The sequence below is a fragment of the Kitasatospora sp. NPDC056446 genome, from assembly GCF_042796115.1.
GTDB lineage: Bacteria > Actinomycetota > Actinomycetes > Streptomycetales > Streptomycetaceae > Kitasatospora.
The window spans coordinates 92,981-110,663 of sequence record NZ_JBHTRF010000002.1 but is presented as its reverse complement, the minus strand read 5'-3'; the positions used below and the strand labels follow the sequence as shown (position 1 = coordinate 110,663).

The window sequence follows — 17,683 nt, the reverse complement described above, 5'->3', positions numbered from 1 at the left end:
GCTGACTGACCCAAGGGTCGGCTAGGCCGCCCGGGCCTGGGCGGGTACCCGCCCAGGCCCGGGCGGCGCGTTTCACCCTGGCACCGCCGACGCGCCCCGCTGCGGCATCCGCAGCCCACCACGACGACCCGTGACGACCCGTGACGACCCGAGACGATCCGGACGGGCAGAGCGATGACCCACTCCCCAGCAGCGCCCGACCGGGCCGAGCCGTCGACCGGGCGGGCCGCCGACCGGCTTCTGTTGCACGCGGTACGGCGTGCCGGCGGCTGGGCCGTTCTGCTGCTGCTGTCGGCACTCGGAAGCGTGCTGGCCCAGGTGCTGCTGCCCGCGGTGGTCGGCGCCGCTGTGGACAGTGCGACGGCCGGCCGCGGCGGTGACGGGCGGATCACCACCTGCGCGGTGGTGATCACCGTGTTCATCGCCTGTGAGGTGGTGTCCGACCTCGCGGCGGGCCGCTGCTCCGCCACCGGCACCGCCTGGCTGCGCCGGGCCGAACTCGCCCACCTGCTCACCCTCGGCGGCCGGGCCACCGCCCGCTTCGACCCCGGCGACCTCACCGCCCGGTTGATCGGTGGCGCCGCCGACGCGGGCGCCGCCGCGGAGGCGGCCGTGTGGGCAGCGCTCTCCGTCCTGCCGACCCTCACCAGCGTGGTCGCGCTCTGGCTGATCGACCCGTGGCTGGCGCTGACCTTCCTGGCCGCCCTGCCCGCGCTGGTCTTCTTCCTGCGCTCGTACGCCCAGGACATGTCGGCCTTGATCACCCGCTACCAGAAGGTCCAAGGCACCATCGCCGCCGGCTTCGTCGAGGCCCTGGGCGGTATGCGGACCATCGCGGCGGCGGGTACGACGGACCGGGAGGCCGAGCGCGTGCTGCGCCCGCTCCCGGAGCTCAGCGCACTCGGGCACGGCTTCTGGCGGGCGCAGACCAAGGTCGCGGCCCAGAGCGCCCTCCTGGTGCCGTTGCTGGAGGTCGCCGTGCTGTCCGTCGCCGGGTTCGGGCTGGCCGCCGGCCGGGTCACCGTGGGCGAGATGCTGGCGGCCTCCCGCTACGCCGCCCTGGGTGCCGGCGTCGGCATGACCGCCATGTTCCTCGGCCGGCTCGCCCGCGCCAGGGCCGGTGCCGGACGCCTCCGGGAGGTGCTCGCCGAGCCCGCCATGGAGTACGGCACCAGGTCGCTTCCGGCGGGCCCCGGCCGGGTCGAACTGCGAGGGGTCACCGTGCGGGTCGACGGCCGGACGCTGCTCGACGAGCTCGATCTCGATGTGCCGGGCGGAACGTCACTCGCGATCGTGGGCCGTTCCGGCACCGGCAAGTCCCTGCTCGCCGCGGTGACGGGACGACTGGCGGACCCCCAGCGTGGCACGGTCCTGCTCGACGGAGTGCCGCTGTCCGAGTTGTCGCGTGAGGAACTGCGCGGCGCGATCGGGTACGCCTTCGAACGTCCGGCCCTGTTGGGAGGGACGGTCGAGGAGGCCGTCGCGCTCGCCGACGTGGCCGCTCCGGACCGGCAGCGGATCGTCCGGGCCGCCGGTGCCGCCTGCATCGATGCCTTCGTCGAGCGGCTGCCGGAGGGCTACCGGACAGACCTGCGGGAGGTGCCGATGTCCGGTGGTGAGGCCCAACGGATCGGACTGGCCAGGGCGTTCGCGCACCAGGGCCGGGTCCTGGTGCTCGATGACGCGACCTCCAGCCTGGACACCGTGACCGAGTTCCGGGTCAGCGGCGCGCTCGCCACCGAACTGGCGGGCCGCACCCGTCTGATCGTCGCCCACCGGGCCTCCACCGCCGCCCGGTGCGACTCGGTGGCCTGGTTGGAGGGCGGCGGCATCCGGCGGGTGGGGCCGCACAGCGAGCTCTGGGCTCTGCCGGAGTACCGGGCCGTCTTCCGGCCCGACCCGCCCGCCGGCGAGGCCGGGCGCGCGGACCGGCACGAGGACGCGCGGACCGACCCCGCCGAGGTGGGCGCGTGAACGCGACGCCCGAGGTGTCTCTCCGGACCGAACTGCTCGCCCCGCTGCGCCGCCGTCCGCGTGTGGTCGGCTGGTTGGCGCTGTGGTCGACGGTCGAGGCGCTGCCCGGGTTCGCCGCCGGTCGATTGGTGGCCGGTTCGGTCGACTCCGGCTTCGGAGCCGGCCGCCCGGCGGTCGGCATGGCCTGCCTGGTACTGCTCGGTGCCACCGTCTTCGTCGGCGCGTGGGCGACCCGCCAGGTCTACCCGCGCCTGGCGGCCCTGGTGGAACCGCTGCGGGACGACCTGGTCCGCCGGGTCGTCGTCGGCGGACTGCGTACGGCGCAGGCGGCACCCGGCCGGCCCGACACCTCGGGCGTGGCCCGGCTGACCCAACAGGTGGAGATCGTGCGCGAGGCGTACGCCGGGATCACCATGGTCGTCCGCCGGTTCGTCTTCAGCGTCGGCGGTGCCCTGCTGGGCATGTGCTTCCTGGAGCCGCTGGTCCTGGTCGTCGTCCTGCCGCCGCTGCTCGCCGCGACGGGCCTGTTGGCGCTGATGCTCCGCAGTACGACCGAGGGGCAGCGGGAGCTGTTGCTCGCCGACGAGCGGCTCGCCGCAGAAGCGGGCGCCGTCATCGGCGGCCTGCGTGACGTGAGCGCGGCCGGCGCGGAGCGGTGGACCGGCGACCGGCTCTCGGCCGCGGTCCACCGGCAGGCCCTGGCGGCGCGGCGGGTCGCCCGGCTGACCGCCAACCGGACCCTCGTACTGGCCGTCGGCGGCTGGCTGCCGCTGGTCCTGCTGCTGTCCACGGCCTCCTGGCTGACCGGCCACGGTGTGACGGCCGGTGCTCTGCTCGGTTCCGTCACCTACGTCATGCAGGGCCTCCAACCCGCGTTGCAGACGCTGGTCCAGGGCCTGGGCGGCAGCGGCGTACGACTGGCGGTCACTCTGCGGCGCGTCCTGGGCTCCGTTCCGCCCGAACCCGCTGCCCGGCCACCCGGGTCCGCTGCCCGCGGGCACGGCCCGTACGGAGTCGAGCTGAGCGGGGTCAGCTTCGCCTACGGCCCCGGCGCCGAGCCGGTGGTCCGCGACCTCGACCTGTCGATCGGCCCGGGGGAGCACCTGGTGGTGGTCGGGCCCAGCGGCATCGGGAAGTCGACCCTGGCCGGCCTGATCGCCGGACTTCTCCGGCCGACCGGCGGCGAGGTGTGCCTCGGTGGGCGCCCACTGTCGGACGACCCCGCCGAGCTCGCTCGCCGACGCGTCCTGATCCCCCAGGAGGCCTACGTCTTCACCGGAACCCTGGACGAGAACCTCCGCTACCTCAGCCCCGGGGCCGGGCCGGAGGACCTGGACCGGGCAGTGGCCGCCATCGGCCTGGAACAGTTGGTCGAACGGCTCGGCGGCCATCAGGCGATGATCGCGCCCGACACGCTCTCGGCCGGTGAACGCCAGCAGATCGCGTTGGCCCGGGCATACCTGTCCCCGGCCGAGCTGGTCGTCCTGGACGAGGCGACCTGTCACCTGGACCCGGCCTCCGAGGCACGGGCCGAGGAGGCCTTCATCCGTCGGCCGGGCTCCCTGCTGGTCATCGCCCACCGGATGAGCTCGGCGCTGCGGGCCGACCGGGTCCTCGTGATGGACGGGACCGAGGCGGTCGAGGGCAGTCACGAGGAGCTGTTGGCGCAGTCCGGGCTCTACCGCGACCTCAACGGCCACTGGCGGGGCTCCGCCGACGCCGTTCGAGGGTCCTGACGGTTCCGTCGGCGGTCGAACCGGGACCGTGCACACGGGCCCCGGTCCGAGCCCGGCGTCAGTCGCGCCGGGGGCCGACGGACAGCCAGCCCATCTCCTCGGCGATCCGGATCGCGTCCACCCGGCTGCGCCCCCCGGTCTTGGACACCGCGGCGGCGAGGTGGTTGCGGGCGGTGCCCGCCGAGATGAAGAGCCGGGCGGCGATCTCGCCGACCGAGGCGCCCTCCGCGGCGAGCCGCAGGATGTCGAGCTCCCGCGGCGTCAGCGGGTTCTCCCGGGCGCCCAGCGCGGCCACCGCCAGCTCCGGGTCGATGGCGCGCTCGCCGGCGGCCACCTTCCGGATCGCCGCGGCCAGTTCCTCGGCCGGGGCGTCCTTGCCGAGGAAGCCGAGCACATGGGCGGAGAGCGCACTGCGCAGGTGCGAGGGGCGCGCCAGCCCGGTGAGCATGAGCGTCCCGCACTGCGGAAGCTTCTCGTGCAGTTCGGCCGCCGCCCGCAGCCCGTCCAGCCCGGGCATGTCGATGTCGAGCACCGCGACGTCCGGCCGCACCTCCAGGGCGGTCGGTACCACCAGGTCCCCGCGGTCCACGTCGGCGACGACCTCCAGGTCGTCCTCGTACGCGAGGAGTGCCATCAGCGCGCTGCGCACCATGCTCATGTCCTCGGCCAATAGGACCCTGATCATCCCGCATCCCCCTGTCAGGTAACTGCCACACCCACCCTTCATTAGACAACACGCCCTGGCCAAGCCCGTTTTCCGCACGTGATCCGCTCCACTCGACCCGTCGGTCGGCGTAGCCTTCGTGCATGGCAGAGAGCAAGGTCCGGAAAGCGGCGGCGCCGAAGGCCGGCCCGGTGGGGCGGGCGGCGGTGAAGCCGCGCAAGCCCGAGTCGCACCTGGCGATGGTGCGGCGGGCCCGGAAGATCAACCGTGAGCTGGCGGAGCTGTACCCGTACGCGCACCCGGAGCTGGATTTCGAGAACCCCTTCCAACTGCTGGTGGCCACCGTGCTGTCGGCGCAGACCACCGACCTGCGGGTGAACCAGACCACCCCGGCGCTGTTCGCGAAGTACCCGGCGCCGGAGGACATGGCGGCGGCGAACCCGGAGGAGCTGGAGGAGATCATCCGCCCGACCGGGTTCTTCCGGAACAAGGCGAAGTCGCTGATCGGCCTGTCGATCGCGCTGCGCGACGAGTTCGGCGGGGAGGTCCCGGGCCGTCTGGCCGACCTGGTGACCCTGCCGGGCGTCGGCCGCAAGACCGCCAACGTCGTGCTGGGCAACGCCTTCGGGGTCCCCGGGATCACCGTCGACACCCACTTCGGGCGCCTGGCCCGGCGGTTCGGCTGGACGGCCGAGGAGGACCCGGTGAAGGTCGAGGCGGCCGTCGCCGAGATCTTCCCGAAGTCGGAGTGGACGATGCTCTCGCACCGCGTGGTCTTCCACGGCCGCCGGATCTGCCATTCCCAGAGGCCGGCCTGCGGGGCCTGCCCGATCGCACCGCTCTGCCCCGCGTACGGCGAGGGCGTGACCGACCCGGAGAAGGCGCGCAAGTTGCTCAAGTACGAGATGGGCGGTCAGCCCGGGCAACGGCTGAGGCCGCCGGCGGACTTCCCCGGCGAGGCGGCCGCCCGCGCCGACGCCGCCGCCCACCAGGGGCAGGCCGCGGACCCGGCGGTGGCGGAGTGACCGCGCGCGGGATCGACGGGATCGAGCGGGGCGCCCTGCCGGCCTGGCTGGAGCCGGTCCGGGAGGCGGCCGAGCGGGTGCTGCCCGAGCAGCTGAGCCGCTTCCTGCCGCCGGTCGAGGGCGGCCGGGCGGCGGCCGTGCTGATGCTGTTCGGCGAGGGGCCGGAGGGCCCGGACCTGCTGCTGATCGAGCGGGCCCGTTCGCTGCGTTCGCACGCCGGACAGCCGTCCTTCCCGGGCGGTGCGCTGGACCCGGAGGACGGCGACCCGGACGGCCCCGGCCCGATCGCGGCGGCGCTGCGCGAGGCCTGGGAGGAGACCGGCCTCGACCCGGCCGGGGTGCAGGTGTTCGCGGCGCTGCCCCGGCTGTACATCCCGGTGAGCAGCTTCGTGGTGACCCCGGTGCTCGGCTGGTGGCGCGAGGAGTCGCCGGTGCACCCGGTGGACCAGGGCGAGACCGGCGCGGTCTTCCGGGTGTCGATCGCGGACCTGGCCGATCCGGCGAACCGGGTGCGGCTGCGCCAGCCGTCCGGCCACGTCGGCCCGGCCTTCACGGTCGCCGGCCGGCTGGTCTGGGGCTTCACCGCCGGGGTGATCGACCGGGTGCTGCACCACAGCGGGCTGGAGCTGCCCTGGGACCCGTCCCGGGTGGTCGACCTCCCGGACGACGCGCTGGCCCTGGTCCAGGGCGACCTCGAGCACTCCCGCGTGCTGCCGGGCGGCGACGCCGGAGCCCCGTGACCGGCCCTCGGCCCGTCGGGCCCGCGGGCCGTGGGAGGGTGTCGGAGTGAACGTCCTGGATGTGCTGCTGATCGCCGCTGCCGTCGGATTCGCCGTCTCGGGCTACCGGCAGGGCTTCGTGGTCGGTGTCCTGTCGCTGGTCGGCTTCCTCGGCGGCGGCCTGCTGGCCGTCGAACTGCTGCCGCTGCTGCTCGACCACCTGAGCCCCGGTACGACGGCCTCGGTGGTGGCCGTCGTCGTGGTGATCGTCCTCGCCGCGGTCGGCCAGGCGATCACCGCGCACTTCGGTTGGAAGCTGCGCGGACACATCGACCGCCGTCCGGCCCGGGTGCTGGACGCGGCGGGCGGCGCGGTGGTGAACGTGGTCTCGATGCTGCTGGTGGCCTGGCTGATCGGGTCGGCACTGGCCGGGGCCTCGCTGCCGACCGTCTCCAAGCAGGTCCGTTCCTCGGCGATCCTCGGCGGTGTGCAGAACGCGCTGCCCTCGGACGCGCCGAACTGGTTCTCGGACTTCTCCAAGGTGCTCGCCCGCAACGGGTTCCCGCAGGTCTTCAACCCCTTCGAGCACGAGCCGATCACCCAGGTCGACACCCCCGACCCGGCGCTCGCCGCCAGCCCGGCGGTGGCGCGGGCCAAGCAGAGCCTGGTCAAGGTGATGGGCACCGCGACCTCCTGCGGCAAGACCCTGGAGGGCAGCGGCTTCGTGTTCGCCCCGCACCGGGTGATGACCAACGCCCACGTGGTCGGCGGCGTCAGCGAGCCGACCGTGCAGATCGGCGGCGTCGGCCAGCTGTACGACGCGACGGTGGTCCGCTACGACTGGCAGCGCGACATCGCGGTCCTGGACGTGCCCAAGCTGAACGCGCCCGCGCTGTCCTTCGCGGGCGAGGCCAAGACCAACGACAGCGCGATCGTGGCGGGCTTCCCGGAGAACGGGGCCTTCAACGTCCAGCCGGCCCGCATCCGCGGCCGGATCCAGGCCAACGGCCCGGACATCTACCACCGCGGCCAGGTGGTGCGCGACGTCTACTCGGTGCGCTCGGTGGTCCGCCAGGGCAACAGCGGCGGCCCGCTGCTCACCCCGGACGGCCAGGTGTACGGCGTGGTGTTCGCCAAGTCCCTGGACAGCGCCGACACCGGCTACGTGCTGACCGCGGCCGAGGTGCGCGAGGACGCCCAGCAGGGCAGCGCCGCGACGGCCCGGGTGGACACCCAGGGCTGCGCGCTCTGACCGGAGGCCGGCGGCTGGCTGTCCGGCCCGGGGCGGGGCTGCCCGGGTCGGTCCGGCCACCGGTGCGGCCGGCGGTCCGGTCCGGGGCCTCGGCAGCCCGGGCGGACGCGCCGGGCCGGGGACCGGCCGATATCCGTCGTACCGTCAGCCTGCCCTGGTAGCCTCGGCGCGCTCACCCGTTCGGCTCAACCGGTCGCCGTCCCGGAGTGGGCTCTACGGGAGGTCGTGGCAGTCCGATGATGGGTCATTCGCACGCGGTGAGCGGGGCGATGCTGTACGCGGCGTCGGCCCCCTTCCTGCCCCCGCTGCTGCTGCACACCACGCTGCAGCCGGCGGACATACTGATGGGCACGGTGCTGTGCGCGGGTGCGGCCCTGCTGCCGGACCTCGACCACCACGACGGCTCGATCGCCAACTTCCTCGGCCCGGTCTCCAAGGCGCTCTGCCGCTTCGTGGCCTGGGCCTCCGGCGGTCACCGGCACGCCACCCACTCGCTGCTGTTCGTCGCGCTGATGGGCGGCGGCACCTGGGCCGGCGTCACCTACCTGGGCCGCAACTTCACCCTCGTGCTGACCTTCTTCCTGCTGGCGCTCGCGGTCCGGGCCCTGCGGCTCTGCCCGCCGAGCAACGGTCCGGAGGCGTGGATCACCGTCATCGGCCTGGCCGCGCTCGGCACCTTCGGGATGAACACCTGGATGCCCAACTCGCCCGGCTGGCTGCCGTACGCGGTGGGACTGGGCACGCTGGCGCACCTGCTGGGCGACTGCCTGACCAAGAAGGGTGCTCCGCTGCTCTGGCCGCACAAGGAGCGCTACGAGATCGTGCTGATCAAGCGCAGCGGCAACAACGTCGAGACCAAGGTGCTGGTGCCGATCATGTCGGTGGCGACCTTCGTCCTGCTCTGGTTCACCGCACTGGCGCCGATCACCAACTGACCGGCGGGACCTGACCGCAGGAACATCACCGCAGGGCCGTCATCGCAGGAACGTCACGTCAGGAACGTCACCGCAGGGCCATGACGGCAGGCCCGTCACAGCAGGACCGGCGCGGCGCGAGGCCTCAGGTCTCGCGCCGCAGTCGTGCGCCCACCCAGCGGGCGCGCCGGCCGAGGATGCGCGGGATGCCGAGCTGCCGCCGCTCCGTACGCTGGCGGCGGTCGAGGCCGTCGAAGCCGAGGTCGTCCGCCCGGTCGGGGCGGTGGGCGGAACGCTGCGGGCTGTTCTGGCGTCGGCCGCGTGGGACGGCGCCGCGATCGGGCATCCAACTCATACCGGAATGGATGCCCCTGGGCCGGTGGAGGTAACCGCCCGGGGTCCCCGAAGTTGGCCTATGCGCTTGTCATATGAGCGCAACATTAAGGGAGTTGGGCCCTGCGGCCCTTCCGCGGAGCCGTGCGCCCGGCCACCCGCCGGCGCCCTCCGGTGGCCCCGGAACCGACCCGGCGCCGACCCGGCGCCGCCCTGGGGACGCCCCGGGGATGCCCCGGAGCCGCCCCGGGGACGTCTCGGCGCCGCCCCGGAGTCACTCCTTGTGGCGCCCGATCCAGTCCAGCAACTCGGCGGTGAACTCCTCCGGCGCCTCCTCGTGCGGGAAGTGCCCGACCCCGGGCATCAGCCGCCAGCGGTACGGAGCCGCCACGTACTCGCCGCCGCCGAGCGCGGTGTGCGACAGCAGCACCGGGTCCGCCGCGCCCTGGACGTGCAGGGTCGGCGCGGTGATCGGCTTCTTCATCCGCCGGGCGAACTGGATGCCGTCCGGCCGCGCCATCGACCGCAGCAGCCAGCGGTACGGCTCGATCGAGCAGTGCGCGGTGCTGGGGATCCGGATCGCCTGCCGGTACGCGTGCACCGCGGCCTCGTCCAGGCCGTTCGGGCCGGTCCAGGCGGCCAGGTAGCGGCCGACCAGCGCGGCGTCGTCGGCCACCAGACGGCGTTCCGGTATCCACGGCCGCTGGAACCCCAGCACGTGCTCGAAGGCGGCGAACTGGTGCCGGTCGGTCAGCAGCGCCCGGCGCAGGTCCCTCGGGTGCGCGGCCGAGACCGCGGTCAGGCTCTGGATGACCGACGGGCGCATCACCGCCGCGACCCAGGCCAGGGTGCCGCCGGAGGCGTGCCCGACCAGGTGCGCCCGGCGCTCGCCGAGCGAGCGGATCACCCCGGTGATGTCCAGGGCCAGGTTGCCCGGGTCGTACCCGCGCGGGGTGCGGTCGCTGCCGCCGATGCCCCGGAGGTCGAGCGCCACCGCCCGGTAGCCGGCCTCGGCCAGGGCGGTCAGCTGGTGGCGCCAGGCCCACCAGTACTCGGGCCAGCCGTGCACCAGCAGCACCAGCGGGCCCGAACCCAGCTCGGCGATGTGGAAGCGCGCCCCGTTGGCCGCGAGGTCGCGGTGCGTCCACGGGCCTTCCTGCCGGATGCTCCACGGCTCGGCGCCCGTCTCCAGCTCGGCGCCCGTCTCCGCGGCGGCACCGGAGGCCGTCCCGGCGGGTTCCTGCCCGGCGGCCGGGTCGACCCCCTCGCTGGAGGGACCGGGGCCTGAGCCGGTGTCGGGGCCGGAGTCGGGGCCGTGACCGGCGGACGGCGGCGCGGGTACGGGCTTCTGGTCAAGCGGCATACCGAGAGCGTGTCACATCCGCGCGCCCGACACGTGCCCGGCACTCACTGTCGGTGGGTCCGGGTGACGGCCGGTGCCCGGCCGCCGCCGGCACCCACCGGTACCCGCCGGTCGACGGGACGCGGACGCCGGGGCCGTGCCCCGGGACGTGTTCCGTGACGAGCCCCTCGGCGCGACGCGTGACGTGTTCCCTGACGCGTCCGCCGACCGGTTTCGTCGAGGGGCCGCCCGCAGGTCCGCCCGCGGGTCCGCCTACGGGTCCGCCTACGGGATGCGGCCCAGGGCGCGGTCGATCTCCTCCTTGGTGGCCGGGCGCGGCCGGGCGTTCTTCAGTACGTCGGCGGTCTTCTGGGCGCCCTCGATGGTGCGGTGCGGCGGCTCGATCTTCTTGAACGAGCGGAACGCCAGCAGCCCGAGCAGCACCGCGAGCACCAGGTAGGCGCCGGCCACGATGAGGAACGACCAGCCCAGCGACAGGCCCAGCGCGTGGATGCCGAAGGCCGCTGCGGCGCTCAGCATCGGGATGGAGAACAGCGCCACCACGCCGGCGACCACCAGGGAGACACCACCGGAGACGCCGCGCTTCACGTCCGCCCGGATCTCGGCCTTGGCGAGCGCGATCTCGTCGTGGACCAGCGCGGACAGGTCGGCGGTGGCCGCCGCGAACAGCTGCCCCACCGAACGCTCGCCCTCGTAGGGCGCCCGGCCGTTGCTGGACGGGTCTGCGGCTCCTGCGGGCATCAGCGGTTCTCCTCTGCGACTGTGCGGCGTGACGCCGTCGCGGGTGTGCGGTTCCGGGGCCGGTGGGGGATCCGGAGGCGTCAGTGAATTGTCGACAGCTCAGAATCATGCCCCTACCGGTCAGTCGGACACCACTCCGGGGCCCCGCCGGAGGGACGTGTCCCGGCCCCGGCAGGCCTCCGGAGGCCCTCCGGGGCCCCAGGGACCCCGGGACCCTGGTGGGCCCGCCAAGGGCTCACGGGAGCCTCGGGGCGCCCCCGAGGAGCCCCGGGGAGCCCCAGGGGGTTCCTCCGGGAGCCCGGGAGCCTCCGAAGGCCGGGGGAGCCCGCGGGGACCGGGGCCGGTCCGGAGGGGCCGTCAGCGGCCCGTGCCGGGGTCCTCACCGGTCCGCGGCCGGGCCGGCTCGGACGTCCTCGCCCGCCAGGCCGGGTCGTCCTCCTGGTAGATGTCCGGGACGCCGTCCCCGTCCGTGTCCCGGTCCTCCTCCTCGCACAGCGCGCGGTAGTGCCGGTTGCGCAGCTTCAGCAGCACGGTGGCGACCACCGCGCAGAGCAGCGAGCCGACCAGGACGGCCGTCTTGGCCCGGGTGGCGAGCGCCGGGTCGTCCGGGAAGGCCAGCTCGCTGATCAGCAGCGAGACCGTGAAGCCGATGCCCGCGAGCACCGAGACGGCGACCATGTCGGCCCACTTGAGCTGCGGGTTCAGCTCGGCCCGGGTGAACCGGGCGGTCAGCCAGGTGCCGCCGAATATGCCCACCGACTTGCCGACCAGCAGTCCGACCACGATGCCGATCGGGGTGGCCTGGGTGAACACCTCGCGCAGCGCCGGGCCGGAGATCGCCACCCCCGCCGAGAACAGCGCGAACACCGGGACGGCCACCCCCGCCGAGAGCGGGCGGACCAGGTGCTCGATGTGCTCGCCGGGGGAGTGCTGCTCGTCGCCCTCCCGGTGGCAGCGCAGCATCAGGCCCATCGCGACGCCCGCCACCGTGGCGTGGATGCCGCTCTCGTGCATCAGCGCCCAGGTCACCACGGCGAGCGGCACGAACAGGTACCAGCCGTGGACCCCGCGCCGGTGCAGGAACCAGAACAGCACCAGCCCGGCGAAGGCCAGTCCGAGCGCCCAGAACTTGATGCCGGAGCTGTAGAAGATCGCGATGATCAGGATCGCGATCAGGTCGTCCACCACGGCCAGGGTGAGCAGGAAGGCGCGCAGCGCCGAGGGCAGGTGGCTGCCGACCACGGCCAGCACGCCCAGGGCGAAGGCGATGTCGGTGGCGGTCGGGATCGCCCAGCCGCCGGGGTGCCCGCCGTTGCCGGAGTTCACCAGGGCGAACAGGATCGCGGGCAGCGCGACCCCGCAGAGGGCGGCGATGACGGGCAGCACCGCGGCACTGGGCGTGCGCAGCTCGCCCGCGACGAACTCGCGCTTGAGCTCGATCCCGGCGACGAAGAAGAAGATCGTCAGTAGCCCGTCCTTGGCCCAGGAGGCCAGGGAGAGGTCGAGGTGCAGCGGAGCGGAGGGGCCGACGGTGTAGTCGAGCATGCTCTGGTAGGCGTGCGGCCAGACGTTGGCCCAGATCAGCGCGATGACGGCCGCGCCCAGCAGCAGCATGCCGCCGACCGTCTCGGTGCGCAGGGCGTCGGTGATGAAGGTGCGCTCGGGCAGTGACAGCCGGCCGAGGAACTGCCGGCGGCGGGTCGTCGGCTCGTGGACGGGCGGCTGGTCGGTCACGGGGGACCTCCTGAGGGGCTGGGAGCGGCAACGGATGCACGTGTGGTGCAGTTGCCGACCAGACTTCCCGGCGCGCCCTGTGACGCCCCGATCCCTGACAGGGGATCTTGATGCGTCGTTAACAGTCTAGCGGGACGTTTGGGTGACATCCGGATTGTCCTAGTAAAGGACTTAAGCCCTGGAGGCTGATGCTGCACTCCGGAGGCGCAGCGACCCGGCACCCGAACGGCGCCGGCTGCGTGCATTCGGGTGAATGCGTTCCCTGGCGCTCTCCCGGCGTCGACCGGCGTTCCTCCGCGTTCTTCCGAGCTCTCGGCGGCGCTGCCCTGCCCCGGACACGGCTGTGCCCCGGGCGGTGGTCACCGCCCGGGGCACAGCTGCCGTTCTGGGTCCGGTCAGCCGTTGCTGTTGCCGTTCGCGGGCGGCAGCTGGGCCTGGATCTGGCTCATCACCGAGCTGTCGGCGAGGGTGGTGGTGTCACCGACCTCGCGGCCCTCGGCGATGTCGCGCAGCAGACGGCGCATGATCTTGCCGGAGCGGGTCTTCGGCAGCTCGCCGACCACCTTGATCTGCTTCGGCTTGGCGATCGGGCCGAGCGTACGGCCGACGTGCGCCCGCAGCTCCTCGACCAGCTCCGGGCTCTCGGTGACGCCGCCGCGCAGGATCACGAAGGCGACGATGGCCTGGCCGGTGGTGGCGTCGGTGGCGCCGACCACCGCGGACTCGGCCACGGACGGGTGGCCGACCAGGGCCGACTCGACCTCGGTGGTCGAGATGTTGTGGCCCGAGACGAGCATGACGTCGTCGACCCGGCCGAGCAGCCAGATGTCGCCGTCCTCGTCCTTCTTGGCGCCGTCACCGGCGAAGTAGCGGCCCTCGAAGCGCGACCAGTAGGTGTCGATGTAGCGCTGGTCGTCGCCCCAGATCGTGCGGAGCATGGACGGCCACGGCTCGGTCAGCACCAGGTAGCCGCCGGAGCCGTTCGCGACCTCCCGGGCCTCGTCGTCCACCACGGTGGCCGCGATCCCCGGCAGGCCGCGCTGGGCCGAGCCCGGCTTGGTCTCGGTGACGCCCGGCAGTGGGCTGATCATGATGGCGCCGGTCTCGGTCTGCCACCAGGTGTCCACGATCGGGGTCTTGCCGGCCCCGATGTGATCGCGGTACCAGATCCAGGCCTCGGGGTTGATCGGCTCGCCGACGCTGCCCAGCACCCGCAGCGAGGACAGGTCGAACTTCGCGGGGATGTCGTCGCCCCACTTCATGAAGGTGCGGATCGCGGTCGGCGCGGTGTAGAGGATGGTCACGCCGTACTTCTGGACGATCTCCCAGAACCGGCCCTGGTGCGGGGTGTCCGGGGTGCCCTCGTAGATGACCTGGGTGGCGCCGTTGGAGAGCGGGCCGTAGACGATGTACGAGTGGCCGGTGACCCAGCCGATGTCGGCGGTGCACCAGTAGACGTCGGTCTCCGGCTTGAGGTCGAAGACCGCGTGGTGGGTGTAGCTGGCCTGGGTGAGGTAGCCGCCCGAGGTGTGCAGGATGCCCTTGGGCTTACCGGTGGTGCCCGAGGTGTAGAGGATGAAGAGCGGGTGCTCGGCCTCGTGCGCCTCGGGGGTGTGCTCGGTGGACTGGCGCGCGGTGATCTCGTGCCACCAGACGTCGCGGCCCTCGGTCCACGCGATCTCCTGCTCGGTGCGGCGGATCACCAGGACGTGCTCGACGCCGTCGACCTTGGTGAGCGCCTCGTCGATGGCCGGCTTGAGCGCGGACGGCTTGCCGCGGCGGTAGCCGCCGTCGGCGGTGATGACGAGCTTGGCCTGGGCGTCCTGGATGCGGGAGGCGACGGCGTCGGCGGAGAAGCCGCCGAAGACCACCGAGTGGGTGGCGCCGATCCGGGCGCAGGCGAGCATCGCGACGACCGCCTCGGCGATCATCGGCAGGTAGACCGCGACCCGGTCGCCCTTGCGGACGCCGAGCTCCAGCAGGGCGTTGGCGGCCTGCGAGACCTCGTCCTTGAGCTGGGCGTAGGTGATCGAACGGCTGTCGCCGGGCTCGCCCTCGAAGTGGATGGCGACCCGCTCGCCCAGGCCCGCCTCGACGTGGCGGTCGACGCAGTTGTAGGCCACGTTGAGCTTGCCGTCGGCGAACCACTTGGCGAAGGGCGGGTTGGACCAGTCCAGCGTCTCCGTCGGCTCGACGGCCCAGCTGAGGCGGCGGGCCTGCTCGGCCCAGAAGCCCAGGCGGTCCTCGGAGGCCTGCGCGTACGCGGCCGCGGTGACGTTGGCGGCGGCGGCGAGCTCTGCCGGCGGAGCGAATCGCCGCTCCTCCTTGAGCAGATTGGCCAGGCTCTCGTTGCTCAACGCGCACTCCTCATCGAGTCATGATCGGAGACGATCCCGTGCGTGGGGATTGTCCCGTGTGTCCCAGCGCACAGCTCACCAGGCGAATGGGGCAGTTGACAAGAGGCGACTGTGAATTGGTGTAGACCTTTGACCGACGATCGGACGCGGACCGGGCCGGCCCGCCGTGCGGGAGCGGGAAACCGTACGTGGGCTGGTGGGCCCGTGCCCCGGCCCGCCCGGCGGGGACACGGACCCGGCTCTCAGGCGGCCAGCCGGGGACCCTCCTCACCCTCGCCGGCCGGAACCCGACCGTCCTCATTCACCCGTTCGGCCGACATCCCGTCGGGCTGGGATCCGGCGGGCGCGCGGGCACCGGCCTCTGCGCAGGCCTGCGTACCGGCCGCCGCACGGGCCTCGACCGGGCTGAACGTCCCGGCGGCGCGGTCCAGGACGTAGGCCTGGGCGGTCGCGAAGTCGAAGTACATCCCGACCAGCCGCAGGGTGCCCTCCTCGACCCGGCGCTCGACCGCCGGGTTCGCCAGCAGCTGGTCCAGCTGCTGGACCACGTTGGTGATGCAGAGCTGCTCCGCCAGGTCGACCACCGGGCGGTCGGCGAACTCGGCGGGTGCCCGCCGCAGCCGGTCCAGCGAGCCGCGGCCGTTGCGCAGCCAGCGGGTCAGCGCGGTGGGCGGCCCCGGACGCTCGTGCACACCGTCCAGCAGGGCCTTCATCGCGCCGCAGCCGGAGTGGCCGCAGACCGTGATCGAGCGCACCTCCAGCGCCTCGACCGCGTACTGCACCGCGGCGGCCACCGAGTCGTCGGCCGCACCGGGTTCGAACGGGGCCGGCACCAGGTTGCCCACGTTGCGGACGGTGAAGAGGTCGCCCGGGCCGCTGTTGGTGATCATGCTGGTGACCATCCGCGAGTCCGCGCAGGTCAGGAAGAGCTGGGAGGGCGTCTGCCCCTCCCGCGCCAGCCGGGCGAGTTCGGGCCTGATCAGCGGAGCGGTGTGCAGCTGGAACCCCCGGACCCCGTCCAGCAGCCGGCCGTGCGGGTCCTCCTGCTGCTCGACGCAGTGGTGGCCGACCCAGGGCGTCCAGGCCCGGCAGCGGTGCGGCCCCGGTGAACTGCCCGCGCGGACCGTGCCGTCCGGGTCGAGCACCTCGTCGTCCTGGCGCCTGGTCACCATCGAGACCCGCCCGCCCGCACCCTGGTGCCCGGACCGCCAGCTGTGCAGCGTCTCGTACGCCGCGTGGTCCAGGAAGGAGCCGTCGTGGACCACGGTGACCGCGGCCCCGGCCGGGATCCCGGCGAACGCCCGGCTGAGCCGGGGGACGGCGGTGAAGGTGAGCGGTCCGTGCGTGTGGACGGTGACCGAGCCGTCGGGCCCGGTCTCGACGTCCACATGGGCGCGGGTCAGCCGGTAGAGCGCGAGCAGGACGGCGGTGCCCGCCCCGATCGCGACCCCCCACAGCACGCCGGCCGTCACCACGGCGACCACGGTGGTCAGGTAGACGGGGAACTCGCGGTGCCGGTGCACATTGCGGATGTGCGCGAAGCTCACCATCTGCAGCCCGACCACCAGGACCAGCGCGGCGAGCGCCGCCAGCGGGATCAGGCGCAGCCCGCCGGTCAACGCCAGCGCGGCGGCCAGCACCCAGACGCCGTGCAGCACCGAGGCCCACCGGCTCTGCGCACCGGCCTGCACGTTGGCGGTGCTGCGCACGGCGCCGCCGGCGACCGGCAGCCCGCCGATCAGCCCGCTCAGCAGGTTGGCGAGGCCCTGGCCGCGCAGCTCGCGGTCCAGGTCGCCGGTGCGGCGGGACATCCGGTCGACCGCGACGGCGGACAACAGCGACTCCACACCGGCGACCGCGGTGACGGTGAGGACGGCGGCGAGCACGCCGAGCAGCGGGCCGTGCGGCAGGGCGGGCACCAGCGCGTGCGGCTGCCAGGCGGGCAGTCCGATGTGGGCGAGCCGCAGGTCCAGGGCGAGCGCCAGGGCGGTGGCCAGGGCGACGGCGACCAGTGGACCGGGCACCTTGGCCAGCCGGGCGCCCGACGTGCCCGCGCGGCCGGGGAGCCGGCCGAGCCGGGGCCAGCCGAGCAGGACGGCGACGGTCACCGCGCCGACCAGCAGTGCGGGCGGCTGCGGACCGGCCAACTGCCCGGGCAGCGCCAGGAGGTCGGCGAGCGCGGAGCTCTGCGGTGAGCCGCCGAGGACGACGTGCAGTTGCGCGATGGCGATGGTGAGCCCGACCCCGGCCAGCATGCCGTGCACGATCGCCGGCGAGACGGCGAGCGCCGTCCGGGCCACCCGCCTTGCGCCGAGCAGGAGTTGGAGCAGTCCCGCGGCGAGGGTGATGGTGCAGGTGGCCTGCCAGCCGTACTGGGCGATCAGCCCGGCGGTGATCACGGTCAGCGCTGCAGAGGGGCCGCTGACCATGAGCGTGGTGCCGCCGAACAGCCCGACCACGATCCCGCCCACGGCCGCGGCGGCCAGGCCTGCGGTGAGCGGGGCGCCGGTGGCCAGGGCGATGCCGAGGGAGAACGGCACGGCGATCAGGAAGACCACCAGCGAGGCGGAGAGGTCCTGCGCCCAGCGGATCCGGGCGCAGGGGCCCGGCGGTGCGTGGTCGGTGGTGTCGGAGGCGATGGGGGCACTGGAGATGTCGAGGGTCATTGTCTTCCCGTCTGTCCGGGGGAACGAACGCAGTCAGGTCCGGTGGTGAGTCCGGGGTGGGGCTCCGGGCGGATCGGCTGTCGTGGGTCGCGACGGTGTGGCGGGATGGCGTGGGCACGGCGGGGAGTGCGGGTGTCACCGGCCGGCGTGGACCATCAGGCCCGCCAGGGGCCCGGGGCGAGGTGCGGGATGTCTCGCCGAGGGC

General features: G+C 73.7%; 13 protein-coding genes. 6 read left to right on the top strand and 7 right to left on the bottom strand.

The genetic code is table 11. The features are described from left to right. The first annotated feature begins 174 nt into the window (after positions 1-174). Positions 175-1,974, top strand: a complete 1,800-nt coding sequence (locus ACFQ6N_RS02080) for an ABC transporter ATP-binding protein (protein ID WP_380646252.1) — start codon at positions 175-177, stop codon at positions 1,972-1,974. Beyond that, the gene (locus ACFQ6N_RS02075) at positions 1,971-3,710 is read left to right on the top strand and encodes an ABC transporter ATP-binding protein (RefSeq protein WP_380646250.1); all 1,740 of its coding nucleotides are present in this window, start codon (positions 1,971-1,973) and stop codon (positions 3,708-3,710) included. The genes ACFQ6N_RS02080 and ACFQ6N_RS02075 overlap by 4 nt, the downstream gene beginning before the upstream one ends. Positions 3,711-3,768: 58 nt before the next feature. Here ACFQ6N_RS02075 and ACFQ6N_RS02070 read toward each other — a convergent pair whose 3' ends face one another. Then, positions 3,769-4,395, bottom strand: coding sequence for a DNA-binding response regulator (locus tag ACFQ6N_RS02070; protein WP_380646249.1), 627 nt, complete (start codon positions 4,393-4,395; stop codon positions 3,769-3,771). A gap of 122 nt (positions 4,396-4,517) precedes the next feature. Between ACFQ6N_RS02070 and nth the strand changes: the two genes are divergently transcribed. The 4 genes from nth (at position 4,518) to ACFQ6N_RS02050 (ending at position 8,305) form a co-directional block, all read left to right on the top strand. Beyond that, on the top strand, positions 4,518-5,399 hold the full coding sequence (nth, locus tag ACFQ6N_RS02065) for an endonuclease III (RefSeq protein WP_380646248.1): 882 nt from the start codon (positions 4,518-4,520) through the stop codon (positions 5,397-5,399). Beyond that, positions 5,396-6,139 (top strand): NUDIX hydrolase, encoded by a 744-nt coding sequence (locus ACFQ6N_RS02060; RefSeq protein WP_380646247.1) that lies wholly within the window; start codon positions 5,396-5,398, stop codon positions 6,137-6,139. Before nth ends, ACFQ6N_RS02060 begins: the two co-directional genes overlap by 4 nt. Positions 6,140-6,185: 46 nt before the next feature. Beyond that, positions 6,186-7,370 (top strand): MarP family serine protease, encoded by a 1,185-nt coding sequence (locus ACFQ6N_RS02055; RefSeq protein ID WP_380646246.1) that lies wholly within the window; start codon positions 6,186-6,188, stop codon positions 7,368-7,370. 236 nt (positions 7,371-7,606) lie between these two features. Further along, on the top strand, positions 7,607-8,305 hold the full coding sequence (locus tag ACFQ6N_RS02050; RefSeq protein ID WP_380646245.1) for a metal-dependent hydrolase: 699 nt from the start codon (positions 7,607-7,609) through the stop codon (positions 8,303-8,305). 124 nt (positions 8,306-8,429) lie between these two features. On the opposite strand, the gene ACFQ6N_RS02045 is transcribed toward ACFQ6N_RS02050, so the two are convergent. The 6 genes from ACFQ6N_RS02045 to ACFQ6N_RS02020 form a co-directional block, all read right to left on the bottom strand. After that, a complete protein-coding gene (locus tag ACFQ6N_RS02045) occupies positions 8,430-8,630 on the bottom strand; it encodes a hypothetical protein (RefSeq protein WP_380646244.1) in 201 nt (66 codons plus the stop codon). A 261-nt stretch (positions 8,631-8,891) separates the two neighbouring features. Beyond that, on the bottom strand, positions 8,892-9,980 hold the full coding sequence (locus tag ACFQ6N_RS02040; protein WP_380646243.1) for an alpha/beta fold hydrolase: 1,089 nt from the start codon (positions 9,978-9,980) through the stop codon (positions 8,892-8,894). A gap of 264 nt (positions 9,981-10,244) precedes the next feature. Then, entirely contained in the window at positions 10,245-10,721 is a 477-nt protein-coding gene (locus ACFQ6N_RS02035; protein ID WP_380646242.1) for a phage holin family protein, read from the bottom strand. 357 nt (positions 10,722-11,078) lie between these two features. Continuing rightward, positions 11,079-12,455, bottom strand: coding sequence for a Na+/H+ antiporter NhaA (gene nhaA / locus ACFQ6N_RS02030; RefSeq protein ID WP_380646241.1), 1,377 nt, complete (start codon positions 12,453-12,455; stop codon positions 11,079-11,081). A 395-nt stretch (positions 12,456-12,850) separates the two neighbouring features. Further along, the gene (gene acs, locus ACFQ6N_RS02025) at positions 12,851-14,812 is read right to left on the bottom strand and encodes an acetate--CoA ligase (protein WP_380646240.1); all 1,962 of its coding nucleotides are present in this window, start codon (positions 14,810-14,812) and stop codon (positions 12,851-12,853) included. A gap of 242 nt (positions 14,813-15,054) precedes the next feature. Next, on the bottom strand, positions 15,055-17,478 hold the full coding sequence (locus tag ACFQ6N_RS02020) for a SulP family inorganic anion transporter (protein WP_380646239.1): 2,424 nt from the start codon (positions 17,476-17,478) through the stop codon (positions 15,055-15,057). Positions 17,479-17,683 lie beyond the last annotated feature (205 nt).